Here is a 16,153-nt window from a genome sequence, read left to right as displayed (position 1 = left end):
ATAAAAAAGGAGATGATTATGCAGGAACAAGTTCTTGAATTTTGGTTTCAAGTTTTATCACCAGAACAATGGTGGGCAAAAGATCCTGAGTTAGATGCTTTAATTGAATATAAGTTTGCTAATTTACATATTCAAGCAGAGCAAGGCGATCTCTACACATGGCGTTCAGAGCCGAAAGGTGCGCTTGCAGAAATCATCATTCTCGACCAATTTTCCCGTAATATCTACCGAGATACTCCCAAATCTTTTGCTAGTGATGCCCAAGCTTTAACACTTTCTCAGGTGGCGATTAGCCAAGGCTTTGACCAACATTTAAGTCAAGATGAACGTTTATTTTTATATTTACCTTACATGCACAGTGAATCGCCAATGATTCATGAAATTGCAGTTGGTTTATTTACAGAACTAGGTTTGTCATCCAATTTGGATTTTGAATATAAACATAAAGAAATTATTGATCGCTTTGGTCGCTACCCTCATCGAAATGATATTTTAGGCCGAGCTTCAACCGACGCAGAGGTTGAATATTTAAAACAACCTAACGCCGGTTTTTAATTTAGATAAGGCTCACGTATTAAGGATCGTTTACAAATAACGTGATTTTAAATGAGCTTTGAAGTGCTCGGCATTTAAGGGTTCCCCGGTGGCTTGCTTAACAAGATCATCGGTTGAAAACAGGCTTGCCTTCTTCCAAATATTCTCATCTAGCCAAGCAAAGATTAAGCTTAAATCCCCTGATTCAATAACGTCTGAAACATTCACTTGTTTACGCATACTTGCCATAAATTGTGCGGCATACATTGCACCGAGTGTGTAACTTGGGAAATAGCCAAAAGCGCCATCGGTCCAGTGAATATCTTGCATACAACCATTTTTGTAATTATCTTTGGTTGATAAACCAAGGTAAGCCTGCATTTTTTGATCCCATAACTCTGGAACATCTTGATAAGATATGTTGCCATTCATTAAGTCACGCTCAATTTCATAACGTAGGATGACATGAGCAGGGTAGGTGAGCTCATCAGCATCAACACGAATAAAGCCTTTCTCGACGCGAGTGTAGAGCTTACGGAAATTGTCTGCCGAAAACGCAGGCAGCTTTCCTGATTGAAATTCATTTCTCGCCATTGCAGATAGGTGATTAATAAATTCTGGGCTGCGGCCTAGTTGCATTTCAAAGAACAGAGATTGTGATTCATGAATACCCATTGATCTGGCTTCACCTACTGGTAAGCCTGCTAATGATGTCGGCAGTCCTTGTTCATAACGTGCATGACCCGTTTCATGAATCGTGCCCATTAGCGATTGGATAAAGTCATTTTCATCATAACGAGTGGTGATCCGTACATCAGTCGGTACACCACCACAAAATGGATGCACGCTTTCATCTAATCGACCATGTTCAAAATTAAATTGTAAAAATTTCATCGATTTTAATCCCAATGCTTTTTGTTGTGAGCTTGGGAAACTGCCTTGTGGATATATCACGCTTTCCTTATCTTGCTTTTCAATCACTCGATCAACAAGATTTGGTAGCCAAGTTTTGACGTTTTCAAAAACGGTATCTAAGGATTGGCTACTTGTACCGGGTTCATAGAGTGAGAGCATGGCATCGTAAGGTGTTGTACCTAAATTATTTGCGCGAATTTGGGCTTCTTGTTGAGATAGGTTAACGACTTCTTGCCAGTTTTGAGCAAAGCCATTCCAGTCGTTTTGTTGACGTTGTGTTCGCCATGCATGTTCACATTTAGAACCTGCTAATGATTTGGCTTGTACTAGATCTTGTGGAAGTATTGTGGCTTGTTGCCAGCGTTGTTTCATTTCACGTAAACTGGCTTTTTCGATAGGGCTTAATGATTCTTGTTCTGCTTCATGGAACCAGTCTTCTAATTGTGGTTCAGTGTTGAGTTGATGAATTAACACTGATAACTCCGCCATTGCTTTGGAGCGAGCTTCATTACCACCACTTGGCATCACAGCAGCCTGATCCCAGCCAGATATTGCGGCTAAATGATTAAAGTTAGCAATTTTTTGTGCGTGTTGAACGAGTTTTTGATAATGGCTCATAATATTCCTTAATTCATTGCTGCGCAGTGTGATTTGAAAGAGGCTTACATTCTTTCGCCAGTCTTCCTTACCTTAAAGGTTTGGATGATAGCTTTGAATCCTACACCTTGAAGTCACTTGGATATATAACATCTTGAAAAGAACGCTGCAAAACTCTTTATTTACTAAGCTTTCACTGATATAACAAAGATACATTTGGACGTTCACCATAGGGATATTATGGACTTTTATATCATCAATTCTGGCGCATTTTTAATTGCGATTACAATTTTGACACTCACTCCGGGATTGGATACCGCACTTGTGATCAGGAACACGTCTCGAAGTGGTAGTGTAGATGGTTGTGTAACCAGTTTAGGGATCTGCTGTGGTTTGTTTGTCCATGCCACACTCTCGGCCATTGGTATTTCAGCGATACTATTACAGTCTGCCGAACTGTTCCATGCGATGAAATTAGTTGGCGCAGCTTATTTGGTGTACCTTGGTGTGACGAGTTTAATTGCGATTTGGAAAGGGCAAGGTCAGTTAGATGTCACTAGTGGGACGGTAGGAAAACCTTTATCAGCTAAGCGCTCGTTCCGTGAAGGTTTATTATCGAATGTGCTTAACCCTAAAACGGCGGTATTTTATTTAGCTTTTCTACCACAGTTTATTAATCCTGAACATTCCGCCTTGCTACAGTCATTATTTATGGCCTCGATTCACTTTGTGATTGCTATGGTATGGCAGTGTGGCATTGCGACTATGGTGCATTCTGCTAAAAATTGGGTACAAAATTCTTCGGCGATGAAGTGGATGGAAGGGATCACAGGTGCAGTATTAATCACACTTGGTCTAAAATTAGCATTAGACAACGATTAAGTATTCGAATGAGTGCGGGACTTCACAAAGCGACGCCGTATTCATCAAAAATGACATTGTGAAAACAAACCTTGAGCTAGACCAAGGTAATTTTCCATGAAGATGTTATAAATTTTTAAGCTTATTGAATAACTTACTGGTTTTTGTAAGCGACATAACATTGAAAGGGATACTATGACTCGATTGATTGCCATTGCCATCTTTGTGGTGCTTGCATATTTGCTACTGAAATATCGAACCAATGCCAAACTACAAACCTGGGTGGCAATAGTCTTGTCATCTGCATTGCTAATCTATATTAGCTCCGTGGTGATTACTGAGCTTGCTCGCTAGGTATATATCCATTGGTTCGACATCGTTAATAAACCTAGGAAACACGACATCCATGAATAATAAAGTTCCGCTCATGATTTCAACCGTTATTGGAGTTGTTTTAGGCTCGGTGATTACTTACGCCGTTATTAACCCAGCAGCGCAAGAAGCAACACTTCAGCAAAATGAACTGGCTGGAAAACATCAGCAATTATTAGCGAAAGTAGAAACACTACAAACGAAGCTAGATACCGAAGGGCAATCATTCGAACAACAATCTCAGCAGCAACAAGAAAAGATAGAACAACTGACTCAACAATTATCAAAACTGCAACAACAGAAGAAAAAAGTTGAAAAAACTTTAGTTGTGCAAAAAGAGCAAGCGGTCTCATTGAAAACAGAAAATAAACAGCTAGAGAAAACCACCGAATTACAAAGTGATTTATATAAACAGTCACATGAACTATTTGATAAAGAAGGTGAGTTGAAATCTCAAGTGGCTAAGCTGGCAACGACTCGTGAAAAGTTAGCAGTTCAAACAGAAAAATTGAAAGAAGAATGTAAATTATTTAAAGATGGTACTAGTTGGGATCCAAAATCCGATTCATGTAAAAAAGAGAAACTTGCCACAGACCAGATTGGTAAAATTGATAGTGCTCTAGCTAAGAAAAAACAAGAACTCGCTGATGTAAAAGCCTTAATTACGAAACTAGGTATAAAACCTCAGAGTTAAATTTTAATAAATATTCAATAAAATAAAGGCGATACACTGATGTATCGCCTTTATTTATTAATATACCCAAGTGAATTCTGCATCTTGAAGTTACTTGGGTATATACAAGCGTACAGATTTAGTCTTTAAAGTTGTTGAATTGGAAGGGTTGATCCATTTCCGCACCTTTAACTAATGCCATAACTTGCTGCAAATCATCACGCTTTTTACCCGTTACACGAACTTTATCACCCTGAATCGAAGCTTGAACTTTGATCTTTGAGTCTTTGATTAGTTTTACCACTTTTTTGGCAATGGCAACATCAATACCTTGTTTGAAACTGGCCTCTTGAGTATGTGTTTTTCCAGTTTGATCGGCTTTTTGTAAATCTACCGCATTGGCATCAACACCACGTTTAGCAAGTTGACCACGAAGCATCGTCATCATTTGTCCAAGCTGGTATTCATTTTCTGCTGTCAGTTTTACAATATCGTTTTTAAACTCAAAATTAGCGTTTACGTTACGAAAATCGAAACGTGTATCTAGTTCACGGTTGGCGTTTTCTGCGGCATTTCTTACTTCAACGCTGTCCACTTCAGAAATTATGTCAAATGAAGGCATGATCAGTTCTTCTCCGATTGATTCTTAATGGTATTGGCAAGCATGTCGAGCATGGTTACCGTATCTTTCCAACTTAGGCATGGATCAGTAATCGATTTACCATAGGTGAGGGCATTTAAGTCCGTCATTGGTTGATTACCTTCCTCGATAAAGCTTTCCGCCATAATACCTGCAATTGATTGAGAACCATTGTTGATTTGGTTGCAAATATCTTGCGCTACATCTAATTGCTTACGATGCTCTTTTTGGCAGTTAGCGTGACTGAAATCCACGACTAAACGGGGAGTTAAGCCTACTTCACTTAATTGTTCACAAGCAGATTGAATTGATTCTGCATCAAAGTTAGGGCCTGTATCACCGCCACGTAAAATCGTATGACCGTATGGGTTACCGGATGTGCGATAAACCGTCATTCGACCATTCTTATCTGGAGAACAGAAGTAATGGGAGGCTTGCGCGGCACGAATGGCATCGGTTGAAATCTTCACATTACCATTGGTGCCATTCTTAAACCCAACAGGGCAAGAAAGCGCCGAAGCCATTTCACGGTGAATTTGGGACTCAGTGGTACGTGCGCCAATTGCCCCCCATGAAATAAGGTCAGCAATATATTGACCTGTCACCATGTCTAAAAATTCAGTGGCAGTGGCTAAACCCAGTTTATTGATGTCGAGCAGTAATTTACGAGCTTTGTTTAAACCGTCTTCTAAAGCGTAGCTACCGTCAAGATTAGGATCGGTAATTAATCCTTTCCAACCAATTACGGTTCTAGGTTTCTCAAAGTAAGTACGCATCACAATAAACAGCTGATCTTTGTGTTGCTCTTGTAGTGCATTAAGGCGTTGCGCATAGTCTAGAGCCGCGTCGGTATCATGTACAGAACACGGCCCTACAATAACCAGTAGGCGAGAGTCTTTACCTGACAGGATGTTTTCTATTTGGCGACGCGAGTTTTCAATATGTTCTGCCACATCATCAGGCAGTGGGTGAGCTTGCATTAATTCCATTGGCGTAGGCATAGGCCCTAACGCTTGGGTTCTTAGCTCATCGGTTTTTAAAGGCATTCGTTTGTCTTCATTTAAAGATACACAGAGTAAAGATAACGGAAATAGCGTAGGGAATAAACGTTCATGGGCATTTTGTTGTGGAATTTTATTACTTTGTTATTAATTGATGCCTTATTGACCAGTAAATTGGAGTTTTGCTTGTTTTATCACGTTAATCTCAGTATTTTCAGACGATAACGATTTATTTAATGGAGTAATTATGTCAGATACTGCGCAAGGAACAATCCCAACGAATGCATTACTAGGGGATGTACTGCCATCTTCCCAATCATCATCAATTGAAAGCGCAACGCATTTGTTTGTATCACTGAGTGACTTAGTTCAAGAAAGCATTTTTTATCACCCAGAGATTGGGCTGCATTTAGATACATTATCTGAAGTAGATAAATCGAGTCTACAAGCTTTACTTGGGGAACAATCTTCAGATGAACATTTTGTGTCGACGTTAGTATCCCGTATCGAGTCTTCAATATTGCCTCAGCATAAGCAGGTGAGAGTCTGTTTATCCGATGCTGACAGTTATGCTTATAAGGCATTGATTGGTGGCAATATTGAAATGCAAGAAGTTAACCCTGTGATTGGCGTTCGAGGCGTTTCTCGCTTTGCTTCCGCTGAATATACCCATTCCTTTGAGCTTGAATGTAAAGTGATTAAGCAGCTACGTGATAAGGGGATCGACGTTGAAATCGTGGTGCCATTTGTACGTGCGTTAAGTGATGCTGCAATGGTGATTGACCGTTTGGCTGTTCAAGGGCTTCCGAGAGGACTGGGTGGATTAAAAGTTCTGTATTGCTGTGACGTGCCTTCTTCGGTGCTGCTTGCGGATAAACTTCTTCAATATTTTGATGGCTTAGTGGTAAATACCGGCAATTTAACCCAATTAACTTTGGGGGTAGATATTCATAATGAAGCATTAGAATCGTTATTTAATCCTGATCATGAAGCGGTATTAATGCTGTTATCACAAGCAGTAAAAGCGGCTAGTCATGCTAATAAGCCTTGTGTGGTGTATTGTCAAAATCTTACGGACTACCCTAAGATCCAAGAAATGCTGGCGGAGCTAGACTCGGTACAGGTTCTTGCTGCTGTGTAATTAATCAAAACATACTATTGTTGTCACAAAAAGCCGACTTAACTGTCGGTTTTTTTTATGTTGCTAACAGCTTGTCAATTTTACTGTTGACGAAGTTGTTAATACCGACTTAACTGGTCTGATGTGATAACTAAAAAGGAACATTTCTATGACGGCACTTAGCAAGGCAAATCAACATTTAAAATATTTCGGTGAACAATTGGTTCCAATGATTGGTTATTGCCAGCCTGAGATTTTGAAGCTAACTGATGAATCCGTTGAAATTAAAATTCCATTAAATAAAGAGACTAAAAATCACCTTCAAAGCATGTATTTTGGTGCTCTTGCCGTTGGGGCTGATGCGGCAGGTGGTTTTTTGGCGATCAGTAAATCTGAGCAGATGGGGAAGAAGATATCGTTAGCATTTAAGGCGGTAAAAGCGGAATTTCTTGCACGCCCTGAATCGGATGTGGTTTTCGTTTGTAATGATGGAAAACTCATTGATAAAATGTTATCAGAAACAATGGAGACCGGCGAGCGAGTTAATCAGCCGGTACGAATTACAGCATTGTGTCCAAGTTTACATGATGACAAACCGATGGCTGAATTTGAATTAACCCTGTCAGTGAAAGCGGTAGGCAATTAATAGTGGTTATCTGATCAGCTAACTTTTAGTTTTACGTAGTATTTATGTGAATAATGTCGGTAAGCGAGTATAATATTTTCAGTCTTGCTTCAGTTATCACTAGCAATTAATACGTTTTTAATAAATAAGAGTTTTCATGATTAATATTGGTCAAATCAACACACTTAAAGTTACCAAACAAGCCGATTTCGGTCTTTTCTTAGACGCAGATGATTACGGCTCGGTTTTGTTGCCAAATAAATTTGTACCAGAAGGAACAAGTATTGGTGATGACATTGATGTGATGTTGTACTTTGATTCAGATAACCAACTATCGGCGACAACTGAGAAACCACTGGCTCAAGTAGGTGAGTGGGCAATGATGCACGTGGTAGGTGTCAATAATGTTGGTGCTTTTGTTGATTGGGGAATTGATAAGAAAGATTTATTAGTACCTTTTAGCAACCAACGTGTACCGTTAAATGAAGGGCAAAACATTTTAGTTTATGTTTACTCTGATAAAGCCTCAGGCCGTATCGTTGGCACCACTAAGTTTAATAAATTATTAGATAAAACACCTGCTAATTATGAAATTAATCAGCAGGTTGAACTGTTGGTTGCAGAGCGTACGGATCTAGGCTTTAAAGCCATCATTAATGGTGAACATTGGGGTGTTATCTTTAAATCTGATGTGTTCGGTAAGTTGTTTGTTGGTAAACGCCTAAAAGGATATATCAAAGGTATCCGTGAAGATGGGCGTATCAACCTCTCTTTACAGAAAATTGGTGTGGCGAAAATGGATGATCTTAGTGAAAAGGTTATGCATGTATTAGAGACCAAAGGTGGCTTTTTACCTTTGAGTGATAAATCCACGCCAGAAGCAATTTTCACTGTGTTCCGTACCAGTAAAGGAACATTTAAGAAAACCATCGGCGGATTATACAAACAAGGTAAAATCCGTATAGATAAAGATGGAATTTACAAGATCTAGCATTAAGACTTTAAAAAACGCACAACCTCAAGTTGTGCGTTTTGCTATTCAGAAAGCATAAGGATAGGTGATGGGAAGAATTTTATGGGCTGTCGTATTTGTAGTGACATTTGTATGGTCTGCACTTGATCCGAAAGATACTTTTACTTGGTTTTTGGAAGTGCTGCCAGCATTGATTGGTGCGGCTATCTTACTGTTAACTTATCAACGCTTTAAGCTGACCTCATTACTTTATTTCTTCATTCTTATCCATTGCATCATTTTGATGGTGGGTGGGCATTATACGTATGCTGAAGTGCCTTTATTCGATAATCTATTTGGTGCGGCCCGTAATAATTACGACAAACTAGGTCATTTTGCGCAAGGTTTTGTTCCTGCTTTAATTGCTCGTGAACTATTGCTCAGACTCAAGGTTGTTAATGGCAAAGCATGGATGAATTTATTTGCGCTATCGGTTTGTTTAGCTTTTAGCGCCTTTTACGAGTTAATTGAGTGGTGGGTAGCGGTAGCGACGGGTGAAAATGCAGAAGCGTTCCTAGGGACCCAAGGCTATGTATGGGATACTCAGTCGGACATGGCTTTTGCTCTATTTGGGGCGATTACTTGCCTTATTTTGATGGCTAAGTGGCATGATAGACAGCTAAAGGAGCTTAAAGGGTAAAGTTTAGTTGAGTTATATCAAAGAAGTTGCTTTTCTAGGGGCAGCTTGGTGATAATTTAAACCCCTATGCTTGAACCTACGAAACAAATGGCATTAAATAGCGGCCCACTGAAAGTGAATAACTGTTATACCCAAGTAACTTCAAGAGGCAAGTTTCAGCAAGAGTAAAACAAGCTGTAGGCAAGGCAAATTGAATATGATCAGATACTATCTCTGTTCAAATATAATCAACAAGGTTTTATTATGTATCTTTTAAGTAGAAATAAAATCATGGACTATCAGGTATGGCGTGACTACTTCAATGTAAACACCATTTCCTATGAAGAAGCTGGCTTAATGATTAAAAGCCTTTGGCATGAAGCCTCATCGACCCAATCAGAATTTAACGTGTTTTGTATGTTTAAAGTCTGTGATCCTAAGAAAGCGAAATCATTTTTAAATGCTCCAGAACTGATTCAACAGCAGACAAAAGCCGGAGTAATAGAAAAAGAACACCATTTTCTTGATGAGCTGCCTCATTTTATTCGCCATTAATCTCTTCCCATATTTAATTTGCCTTGCTTAAAATTTGTTTTAATGTGGCTGAAACTCGTATATTGAAGTTATTTGGGTATATTTATACTGCTTTTAATTAATCTTCGTTAACATTGCTCTCATTTTAGTATTCGGTTTGTTACTTCTACTGAAATCAATAGAGGGTTAGGTAGCTTTATTGCTATAGTCATTTTATGGTCATAGATGGATACTCAGTGACCTTGTTATAATGGGGCGTTTTCACCTCAGTTGTTTTATACATGGAAGTTAATAATATGGAAAAGAAACAATATTGGCTTACGGGGCGGATGTGCTTACTGACCATTTGTGTTTCGGTAATGGCTCAATCGGTTCAAGCAAGAACGTGGAATGAAATTAAACAAAGTGGGGAGTTACGTATTGGCCTCACAGGAGACTACTCTCCATTGTCATTTCGTAATAAATTAGGGCACTTAGTCGGTTTTGATGTCGATATGACTAAGAACTTGGCTCACTCTTTAGGGCTAACGGTTAAATTTGTCGAAACTTCTTGGCCAACCTTAAGTGCTGATTTAATGGTTGATAAATTTGATATTGCGGCGGGTGGTGTCACCAAAACCGCACAAAGGCAAAAACAGTTCGCACTATCTAACTCAGTAGCTAAGAATGGCAAAATAGCATTAAGTCATTGCAGTAAAAAGTTGCTTTTCCGAACTCTAGATGAAATTGACCAACCTAACGTGAAAGTAGTCGTTAATCCAGGTGGTACCAACGAAGCGTATGTGAACTCTCATATTAAACAAGCGCAAATTATACGTAAGAAAGATAACTTTGATACCTTGCAAGCGATAAGGTCGAATCGAGCAGATGTAATGTTTACCGATTTAATCGAGGGTAAGTATTACCAAAATCAAGAGAAAGGCGTGTTTTGCATCGCCTCTGAAGAGGTACTTGCAGGGACAGAAAGCCACAAAGTTTATATGATGGATAAAAGTAATACCGAGCTACTCGTTAAAGTGAATGAGTGGTTGGCCGGCAATACTAAAAATCGCTTAGCTAAGCAATGGGAAGTCGTACAATAATCTTTTGTTCTTCTCTGAAAATCAATACGGCTCGTATAAGTAATTTACGAGCCGTAAAAAAGCCTCTCTAAAATAAATTCTTATCTCGGACCAACTCTCGAGGTAGTCCATTTTTTATGCGATTCCCTACCCATTTTCCTAGGCCAATAACCGCACTGGAATGAGTAACCATTACCTCACCAATACCTGACTCTATATTTGGGCGGACATCTCGTCCCATAAACCATTCACGAGCATCTTCGATAGACAACTCAACACTTTTAGCATTGCTTGCTTTACCCAAAGCCATTATCGCTTCATGTTGCCAGCGATAAAGAGGGGCATTTTTTTTCTTTGAGGGTTTTAATACTTCGGCTAATTTCAAGCCAATTCGACTAAAACGGAGCTCACCAATCATATGTGTCATAGCGGCAGGGAACAACCATACTTCTTGATCTCGTAACCATATTTGGCAACTTGTTGGAATATCAAGTCCAAGCGTTGATTGCAGCTCTTGTTGAATTTGTAGGCAGGTTTTGTCATTAGCTGCTTCAAAAGGAAACTTACCTAAGCGTTTTTTTACTTCAGGAGCTTGAACCGATGAAAGCTTTTTGATTTTTGCGACAAAAAAACCTTCGCTATCAAATATTTGTGGGTAAATGTGAAGAAAACCATGCTCAGTTAACGCTTTCTCAGCATTTTCAAATAAGTCACCTAGTGGTAAAAATTCAACCGCATCGCCAAACTTTTGTTTTAGGTGTAGGCAGACTTGTTGATTTTCCTGTTGATTTAGCGTGCAGGTTGAATAGGTGATCGTGCCGCCCGGTTTTAAGGCGTAGAAGGCGCTTTCAATTAGAGCTTTTTGCGTCTCGGCAATTTCAGACACTGATTCCAAATCCCAATTACTCATGGCATCAGCATCTTTACGAACCGTGCCTTCACCAGAGCAAGGTGCGTCTAATAAAATGGTATCAAAATGCTCTGGAAGCCACCCACCAAATACGCGGGCATCAAAGTTACTTAAAGCCGTATTATGAACGCCACAGCGTTGAATATTAGCACTAAGAACTTTAACTCGGCTAGCTGCGTACTCATTTGCAACCATTGCACCTTGATTATTCATTGCTGCGGCAATTTGTGTAGTCTTTGAGCCTGGTGCGGCAGCCATATCGAGTACTAGGTTAAGCTTATCATTGTCTTTTAGTAATGCACTGACAGGTAGCATTGAACTGGCTTCTTGAATGTAAAATAAGCCGGCTAAATGTTCCGCTGTATTGCCAAGTGGTACACTTTCATCTCCACGTTCTATCCAAAATCCTTCTTCACACCATGGAATCGGTGATAATTTCCAGCCTTTTTTAGCTGAAACCGTTTTGAATGTGATGACGTCGGTTTTGAGTGTATTAACCCGAATACTACGACGAAGAGGTCGTTGACATGCTGCGATAAAATCCGCCATAGATAAATGACTAGGCATAGTGGATTTAACAAGTTCAAGAAACTCATTGGGTAGCTTGACATTAGAATGCAAAAGAGTGGCCTCAACGCGTATAAAAAGTAAGGGCGAATTTTAACTGATATAAAAAAAAATGCAGCTGATTTAACGACTGCATTTTCGGTTAATTTACTTTTCTTTTATGTTGGCTATTTGGGTATCGCTAATTGCCATGTGAGCCACTGTGGTTCAGGTTCTTTATTGAGTAAAAATGTAGATTCTACCGCCGCTTTGGGTTGTAAAGGTTCGTCGTCTGGTGTCGCAAAGGCAATACCACCGCGTAATACATTATCCACCGTTCCGGCTTTTATGTTTGCACCAGATAAACCGATACTCACATTCACCCCAGAAACGTTCCAAAACACAGAATTTTTACGGATTAGGTAAGCATACTTAGGCTCAACTTCAAAGCTGGTAATGACTCGATCAGCGAGATCTCCCAATTCGACACTGGTTACATGACCAATTTCAAAATCTCGATAGAGAATTGGGGCACCAACTTTGACCGAAGAACGGCTTAAGCTCTGTAAATAGAAAGTGCTACCACTGGTTGCCTTTTCATGGGACTCAAGATTAAAAGTATAACTAAGTTGAGTTGAGTCTGAAGGGGACACCTCGATATATGGACTTAAGATAGTATCGATATGTTTTGCTCCAGAAAGACCAATTTCAGGTGAGACTACCCAGAAGTGGCTATCTTTTTTAGCAATGTTATCGACGTATTCTGGGAAAATACGAGCTGAAATCTCAACATTTTTACCAGGGAAGTTAAGGTGAACAAGCGTCACTTCACCAACTTGAACACCTTGATATTTGATAGGCATACCTTTGGTGACCGTTTCATTTTTTTCTGTCACTAAGGTGATTTTACGTCCAAACTGGCGAGCAGATTTATAATCTTGGTATAAGATCCAGTTATCATTGAGTTTATTCTCAACTCCTGCCAAGTTATCAAATGAGATACCACCTTTAAGTAAGCTGGAAATTGGTGACGCCGTCACGCTTAGGCCGCTTAGATTAGCATCTATTTTAACGCCAGAATGATTCCAAAATACCGTTTGCTTAGTGAGTAAGTGTTTGTAGCGGTTTTCGATACGAACGTGAATTTTAACGCCACCATCAACCAATGAAAATTGAGAAACTTTACCGACTTCTAGATTACGATACAAAATGGGGCTACCAATGGATACTGGAGGTAGGCTAACCGCAAATAATGTTAAGCCAGTTGAACCTGCAGTTTCATACTTAGCAAGATCGGCTAACGGCTTGCTTGCGTATAAGTGGTACTCTGAGTTGATTTTGTCATCCCCAAGACTATCAAAACTTACAGAGCCTGCTAGAAGGCGTTTTATGGGCGGCATAGAGACGTTAATGCCTGTACCAGTAAAGCTTGCGTCTACGCTAGAGGTAATGAAAAATCGGCTTTTAGACTTAATTAAGTGTAGATATTGGGTATCAATTTGAGCATTAAAACGGACACGTTCACCATCAAGATAAATTTTATTGATATTGCCTACCGGTATTCCGCGATAGAGGATCTGTGTACCTTCTTCTAAACCGTAGGTATCGTCTGCCGCTAAATTAATTTGTGTGGTTTGATGTGACGCACGTAGTAATTCATTCTTTTTCACAACATTAAAATGACGCGCTTTCTGGCCAGTACCAGGTATTAAACTAAGAAAATTACCTCGTATAAAGTTGCTGACATTTTTCATTTCAGTCAAAGAGAGTTTGGCTTCTTCTAAAACAAAATGAGAGCCAGTATTTAACGCATCTGAAAATGCAGGCTGAATCGCGGCAGATGCGACCACTTTGCTTTTGTCATCAGATAAGCCGATATCAGTTATTTGGCCAACTTCAATGCCTTTGTACATGATGGGTGCATTAGCTGAAATATTGCTGTCATCAGGTACATCCATGGTAATGCGAACACCACGGCCCGCAGTTTTGATATCTGAGTAGAGTTTATATACTTTATCTGCGCTAATCGGTTGGCCATCTTCTGGAGAATCAACTGCAATAGCTCCCATGAGCAATGAATTCAAACTGTCTAGTTGAACATCGACACCATTAAATCCAACAGTCGCACTTATACCACTAACATTCCAAAATCGGCTGTCTGAATTCACAATATGGGAATATTCTTGTTTAATCGATGTCTGAATTTTTACTGAACTGCCGTCGTCGGCTAGGGTGAAATTGGTGACTTCACCGATAGGAATCTTTCTAAACATGATTTTAGAACCGACAGAAATGGAGCCTAAATCTTTGGAGGTTAGAGTAATATTGACGCCATTTTGCGCTCGGATATCCATCGGCTCTTCTTTTAGCGCGGTGTATTCTTTTGAAATATCATGTTTTTTTCCATCCATGACATCTTCTGCTGGTTGAATAGCAATATAGTTACCGGATACAAGCGCATCCAAACCAGTGATACCACTTAAACTTGCTTTAGGTTTAACTAGCCAGAAACGGGTGTTTGTAGATAAAAGTTTGGTGGCTTTAGGGTAAATATCGGCAGTAACATAAATGTCTTTTAAATTGTCTGATAGGCTAATTTTACGGACGATACCAACTTCTAGACCTTGATAACGAATGGTCGTTCTACCTTCAATAAGCCCTTGAGCATTGGTAAAGTGAATTTGGATGCGTTGACCCATTTCACTATAACTTTTATAGCCAAGCCAGCCAGCAAGACATAAGGCGATGATCGGTAAAATCCATAGGGGCGATATCTTACGATCTTTTTTTAGTTTGACTTGGTTTTCTGGTGTCTCATTGTTCATAAGAGGATTCATTCTTATTGTTGGTTTTAGACGGTGTATCCCAAATTAGGCGCGGATCTAAGCTTTCAGCTGCACACATGGTTAATACCACCACTGCAGCAAATGCGATTGCGGCAGGGCCGGGTGAAAAATCCAAAATTTGGTCACGGTCGACAAGTGCAATGGTGGTAGCAATGACAAAAAGATCTAAGATTGACCATTTTCCTATCCATTTTACAAAGAGATAGAGTTTCATTCTTTTATATTGGTCTAGTGATGATTTTAATTGTATATAGACCAAAATATAAGCTAAACCTATAATTTTAGCTACAGGGACTAAAATACTGGCCACGAAAATAACAATGGCGATGGGTATATGACCTTTGGTTAAGCTTACAACACCGGAGAAGATAGTATCTTGATAACGAATACCATTGCTAAAAATAATCGATATTTCTAAAAAGTTGGCAGGAATGAGAAAGACGGTTGCCGCAATTAAAAAAGCCCATGTTTTTTGGATAGAGTTTGGCTTTCTATCGATGAGAGGACTATGGCAGCGTTGGCAGCTGTTATTGTTATCTTGAGATAGGTGACAGTGCTGACAGTGGGATTCAATGGCCGTAATATTCAATTCATTACTAGGATTCCAAGCCTCCCAATAGCGGCGAACACTCATACGTATAATTAAGGTGATAGCAATAATTTGCGAAAAGGTGATACAAATTAAACCAATTTTTGGGGTAACGGTTGAATACTCTAGAAGTTTGAAAGCAGCCACTGCAATACTCAATAAAAAAACATCAACCATCCACCAATGTTTTACTTTTTGATAAATGACAAGAGAGTATTTAAAAACAACAAAATTTTTATGCTTTAATCCCCAATGTGCGCCAATGACAGAAGCAAATAGCAGCACAGGAATGACAGATGAACATAAAAAAATTAAAACCCCGAGAGCGTAAAAACCTTCATTAAAGAGTGCAAATGCCCCTGAAACGAGAGTAGATGAAAAGTTTACATTAATGAGACGTATGGTAATAAAGGGTATGAATAGAGCCGGAATGAAAAATAGTAAGCCACTAAAAGCCAGCATCAAGTTGGTATTGAGTAAGAAGTCTTTGCCACGATAAAGCAAAGTATCGCACCTAGGGCAGTGTGCATTTATCCCTAAGTGCAAATCTTGGGTTATGACTTTCATATCACAACAAGGACAAATAATAGAGGGTTGAGCTTGGTGGGGGATGCTTGACATATAGTCCGAAGAAAGGTTGGATAAATTATCCTTACCTTTGGCTTTGGAACTCATGTCGTGAACATTATTAGCACTCA

At 39.4% G+C, this 16,153-nt stretch carries 16 protein-coding genes; 10 read left to right on the top strand and 6 right to left on the bottom strand.

The features are described from left to right. Positions 1 to 18 precede the first annotated feature (18 nt). A complete protein-coding gene (locus QQJ93_RS08120) occupies positions 19 to 555 on the top strand; it encodes a DUF924 family protein (RefSeq protein WP_089123008.1) in 537 nt (178 codons plus the stop codon). A 30-nt stretch (positions 556 to 585) separates the two neighbouring features. On the opposite strand, the gene QQJ93_RS08115 is transcribed toward QQJ93_RS08120, so the two are convergent. Further along, a complete protein-coding gene (locus tag QQJ93_RS08115) occupies positions 586 to 2,067 on the bottom strand; it encodes a carboxypeptidase M32 (RefSeq protein ID WP_089123007.1) in 1,482 nt (493 codons plus the stop codon). Between the two features lie 219 nt (positions 2,068 to 2,286). Between QQJ93_RS08115 and QQJ93_RS08110 the strand changes: the two genes are divergently transcribed. The 3 genes from QQJ93_RS08110 (at position 2,287) to QQJ93_RS08100 (ending at position 3,973) form a co-directional block, all read left to right on the top strand. Then, the gene (locus QQJ93_RS08110) at positions 2,287 to 2,928 is read left to right on the top strand and encodes a LysE family translocator (RefSeq protein ID WP_089123006.1); all 642 of its coding nucleotides are present in this window, start codon (positions 2,287 to 2,289) and stop codon (positions 2,926 to 2,928) included. Positions 2,929 to 3,102: 174 nt separating this feature from the next. Next, entirely contained in the window at positions 3,103 to 3,261 is a 159-nt protein-coding gene (locus QQJ93_RS08105) for a hypothetical protein (RefSeq protein WP_089123005.1), read from the top strand. Positions 3,262 to 3,313: 52 nt separating this feature from the next. Next, entirely contained in the window at positions 3,314 to 3,973 is a 660-nt protein-coding gene (locus tag QQJ93_RS08100) for a hypothetical protein (protein WP_089123004.1), read from the top strand. Between the two features lie 118 nt (positions 3,974 to 4,091). Here the strand turns inward: QQJ93_RS08100 and QQJ93_RS08095 are convergent, their stop codons facing one another. Together QQJ93_RS08095 and QQJ93_RS08090 are read right to left on the bottom strand one after the other, a co-directional pair. After that, positions 4,092 to 4,574 (bottom strand): YajQ family cyclic di-GMP-binding protein, encoded by a 483-nt coding sequence (locus QQJ93_RS08095; RefSeq protein WP_089123003.1) that lies wholly within the window; start codon positions 4,572 to 4,574, stop codon positions 4,092 to 4,094. A gap of 2 nt (positions 4,575 to 4,576) precedes the next feature. Beyond that, entirely contained in the window at positions 4,577 to 5,638 is a 1,062-nt protein-coding gene (locus QQJ93_RS08090; protein ID WP_089123002.1) for a 3-deoxy-7-phosphoheptulonate synthase, read from the bottom strand. Between the two features lie 202 nt (positions 5,639 to 5,840). Here QQJ93_RS08090 and QQJ93_RS08085 point away from each other — a divergent pair, with 202 nt between their 5' ends. The 6 genes from QQJ93_RS08085 (at position 5,841) to QQJ93_RS08060 (ending at position 10,585) form a co-directional block, all read left to right on the top strand. Continuing rightward, a complete protein-coding gene (locus tag QQJ93_RS08085) occupies positions 5,841 to 6,734 on the top strand; it encodes a putative PEP-binding protein (RefSeq protein ID WP_089123001.1) in 894 nt (297 codons plus the stop codon). 148 nt (positions 6,735 to 6,882) lie between these two features. After that, positions 6,883 to 7,359, top strand: a complete 477-nt coding sequence (locus tag QQJ93_RS08080; RefSeq protein ID WP_089123000.1) for a PaaI family thioesterase — start codon at positions 6,883 to 6,885, stop codon at positions 7,357 to 7,359. A 136-nt stretch (positions 7,360 to 7,495) separates the two neighbouring features. Further along, positions 7,496 to 8,329, top strand: a complete 834-nt coding sequence (locus QQJ93_RS08075) for a CvfB family protein (RefSeq protein ID WP_089122999.1) — start codon at positions 7,496 to 7,498, stop codon at positions 8,327 to 8,329. Positions 8,330 to 8,399: 70 nt separating this feature from the next. Continuing rightward, on the top strand, positions 8,400 to 8,990 hold the full coding sequence (locus tag QQJ93_RS08070) for a DUF2238 domain-containing protein (RefSeq protein WP_089122998.1): 591 nt from the start codon (positions 8,400 to 8,402) through the stop codon (positions 8,988 to 8,990). A gap of 243 nt (positions 8,991 to 9,233) precedes the next feature. Continuing rightward, positions 9,234 to 9,524 (top strand): hypothetical protein, encoded by a 291-nt coding sequence (locus QQJ93_RS08065; protein WP_089122997.1) that lies wholly within the window; start codon positions 9,234 to 9,236, stop codon positions 9,522 to 9,524. A gap of 275 nt (positions 9,525 to 9,799) precedes the next feature. Further along, positions 9,800 to 10,585 carry a transporter substrate-binding domain-containing protein gene (locus tag QQJ93_RS08060; RefSeq protein WP_284186068.1) on the top strand — a complete coding sequence of 262 codons (786 nt, stop codon included), beginning with the start codon at positions 9,800 to 9,802 and terminating at the stop codon, positions 10,583 to 10,585. Positions 10,586 to 10,652: 67 nt separating this feature from the next. Here QQJ93_RS08060 and rsmF read toward each other — a convergent pair whose 3' ends face one another. The 3 genes from rsmF to QQJ93_RS08045 form a co-directional block, all read right to left on the bottom strand. Then, on the bottom strand, positions 10,653 to 12,095 hold the full coding sequence (rsmF, locus tag QQJ93_RS08055) for a 16S rRNA (cytosine(1407)-C(5))-methyltransferase RsmF (protein ID WP_089122996.1): 1,443 nt from the start codon (positions 12,093 to 12,095) through the stop codon (positions 10,653 to 10,655). 113 nt (positions 12,096 to 12,208) lie between these two features. Further along, positions 12,209 to 14,845, bottom strand: a complete 2,637-nt coding sequence (locus QQJ93_RS08050; protein WP_284186067.1) for an MlaD family protein — start codon at positions 14,843 to 14,845, stop codon at positions 12,209 to 12,211. Continuing rightward, complete coding sequence (locus QQJ93_RS08045; protein ID WP_089123591.1) at positions 14,835 to 16,076, bottom strand: paraquat-inducible protein A; 1,242 nt, start codon at positions 16,074 to 16,076, stop codon at positions 14,835 to 14,837. Before QQJ93_RS08045 ends, QQJ93_RS08050 begins: the two co-directional genes overlap by 11 nt. Between the last annotated feature and the right edge of the window lie 77 nt (positions 16,077 to 16,153).

Origin of the sequence: Vibrio algivorus, assembly GCF_030161215.1 — a bacterium.
GTDB lineage: Bacteria > Pseudomonadota > Gammaproteobacteria > Enterobacterales > Vibrionaceae > Vibrio > Vibrio algivorus.
Note: the sequence above shows the minus strand (reverse complement) of the source record. Positions and strands in the feature narration are given on the sequence as shown.

What these genes read in the sequence shown, in the direction of transcription:
- QQJ93_RS08105 (WP_089123005.1), top strand. Translation starts at nt 3,103, where the DNA reads ATGACTCGATTGATTGCCATTGCCATCTTTGTGGTGCTTGCATATTTG.
- QQJ93_RS08065 (WP_089122997.1), top strand. Translation starts at nt 9,234, where the DNA reads ATGTATCTTTTAAGTAGAAATAAAATCATGGACTATCAGGTATGGCGT.
- QQJ93_RS08060 (WP_284186068.1), top strand. Translation starts at nt 9,800, where the DNA reads ATGGAAAAGAAACAATATTGGCTTACGGGGCGGATGTGCTTACTGACC.
- QQJ93_RS08045 (WP_089123591.1), bottom strand. Translation starts at nt 16,076, where the DNA reads ATGTCAAGCATCCCCCACCAAGCTCAACCCTCTATTATTTGTCCTTGT.
- QQJ93_RS08100 (WP_089123004.1), top strand. Translation starts at nt 3,314, where the DNA reads ATGAATAATAAAGTTCCGCTCATGATTTCAACCGTTATTGGAGTTGTT.
- QQJ93_RS08090 (WP_089123002.1), bottom strand. Translation starts at nt 5,638, where the DNA reads ATGCCTTTAAAAACCGATGAGCTAAGAACCCAAGCGTTAGGGCCTATG.
- QQJ93_RS08110 (WP_089123006.1), top strand. Translation starts at nt 2,287, where the DNA reads ATGGACTTTTATATCATCAATTCTGGCGCATTTTTAATTGCGATTACA.
- QQJ93_RS08095 (WP_089123003.1), bottom strand. Translation starts at nt 4,574, where the DNA reads ATGCCTTCATTTGACATAATTTCTGAAGTGGACAGCGTTGAAGTAAGA.
- QQJ93_RS08070 (WP_089122998.1), top strand. Translation starts at nt 8,400, where the DNA reads ATGGGAAGAATTTTATGGGCTGTCGTATTTGTAGTGACATTTGTATGG.
- QQJ93_RS08080 (WP_089123000.1), top strand. Translation starts at nt 6,883, where the DNA reads ATGACGGCACTTAGCAAGGCAAATCAACATTTAAAATATTTCGGTGAA.
- QQJ93_RS08050 (WP_284186067.1), bottom strand. Translation starts at nt 14,845, where the DNA reads ATGAACAATGAGACACCAGAAAACCAAGTCAAACTAAAAAAAGATCGT.
- QQJ93_RS08115 (WP_089123007.1), bottom strand. Translation starts at nt 2,067, where the DNA reads ATGAGCCATTATCAAAAACTCGTTCAACACGCACAAAAAATTGCTAAC.
- QQJ93_RS08075 (WP_089122999.1), top strand. Translation starts at nt 7,496, where the DNA reads ATGATTAATATTGGTCAAATCAACACACTTAAAGTTACCAAACAAGCC.
- QQJ93_RS08085 (WP_089123001.1), top strand. Translation starts at nt 5,841, where the DNA reads ATGTCAGATACTGCGCAAGGAACAATCCCAACGAATGCATTACTAGGG.
- QQJ93_RS08120 (WP_089123008.1), top strand. Translation starts at nt 19, where the DNA reads ATGCAGGAACAAGTTCTTGAATTTTGGTTTCAAGTTTTATCACCAGAA.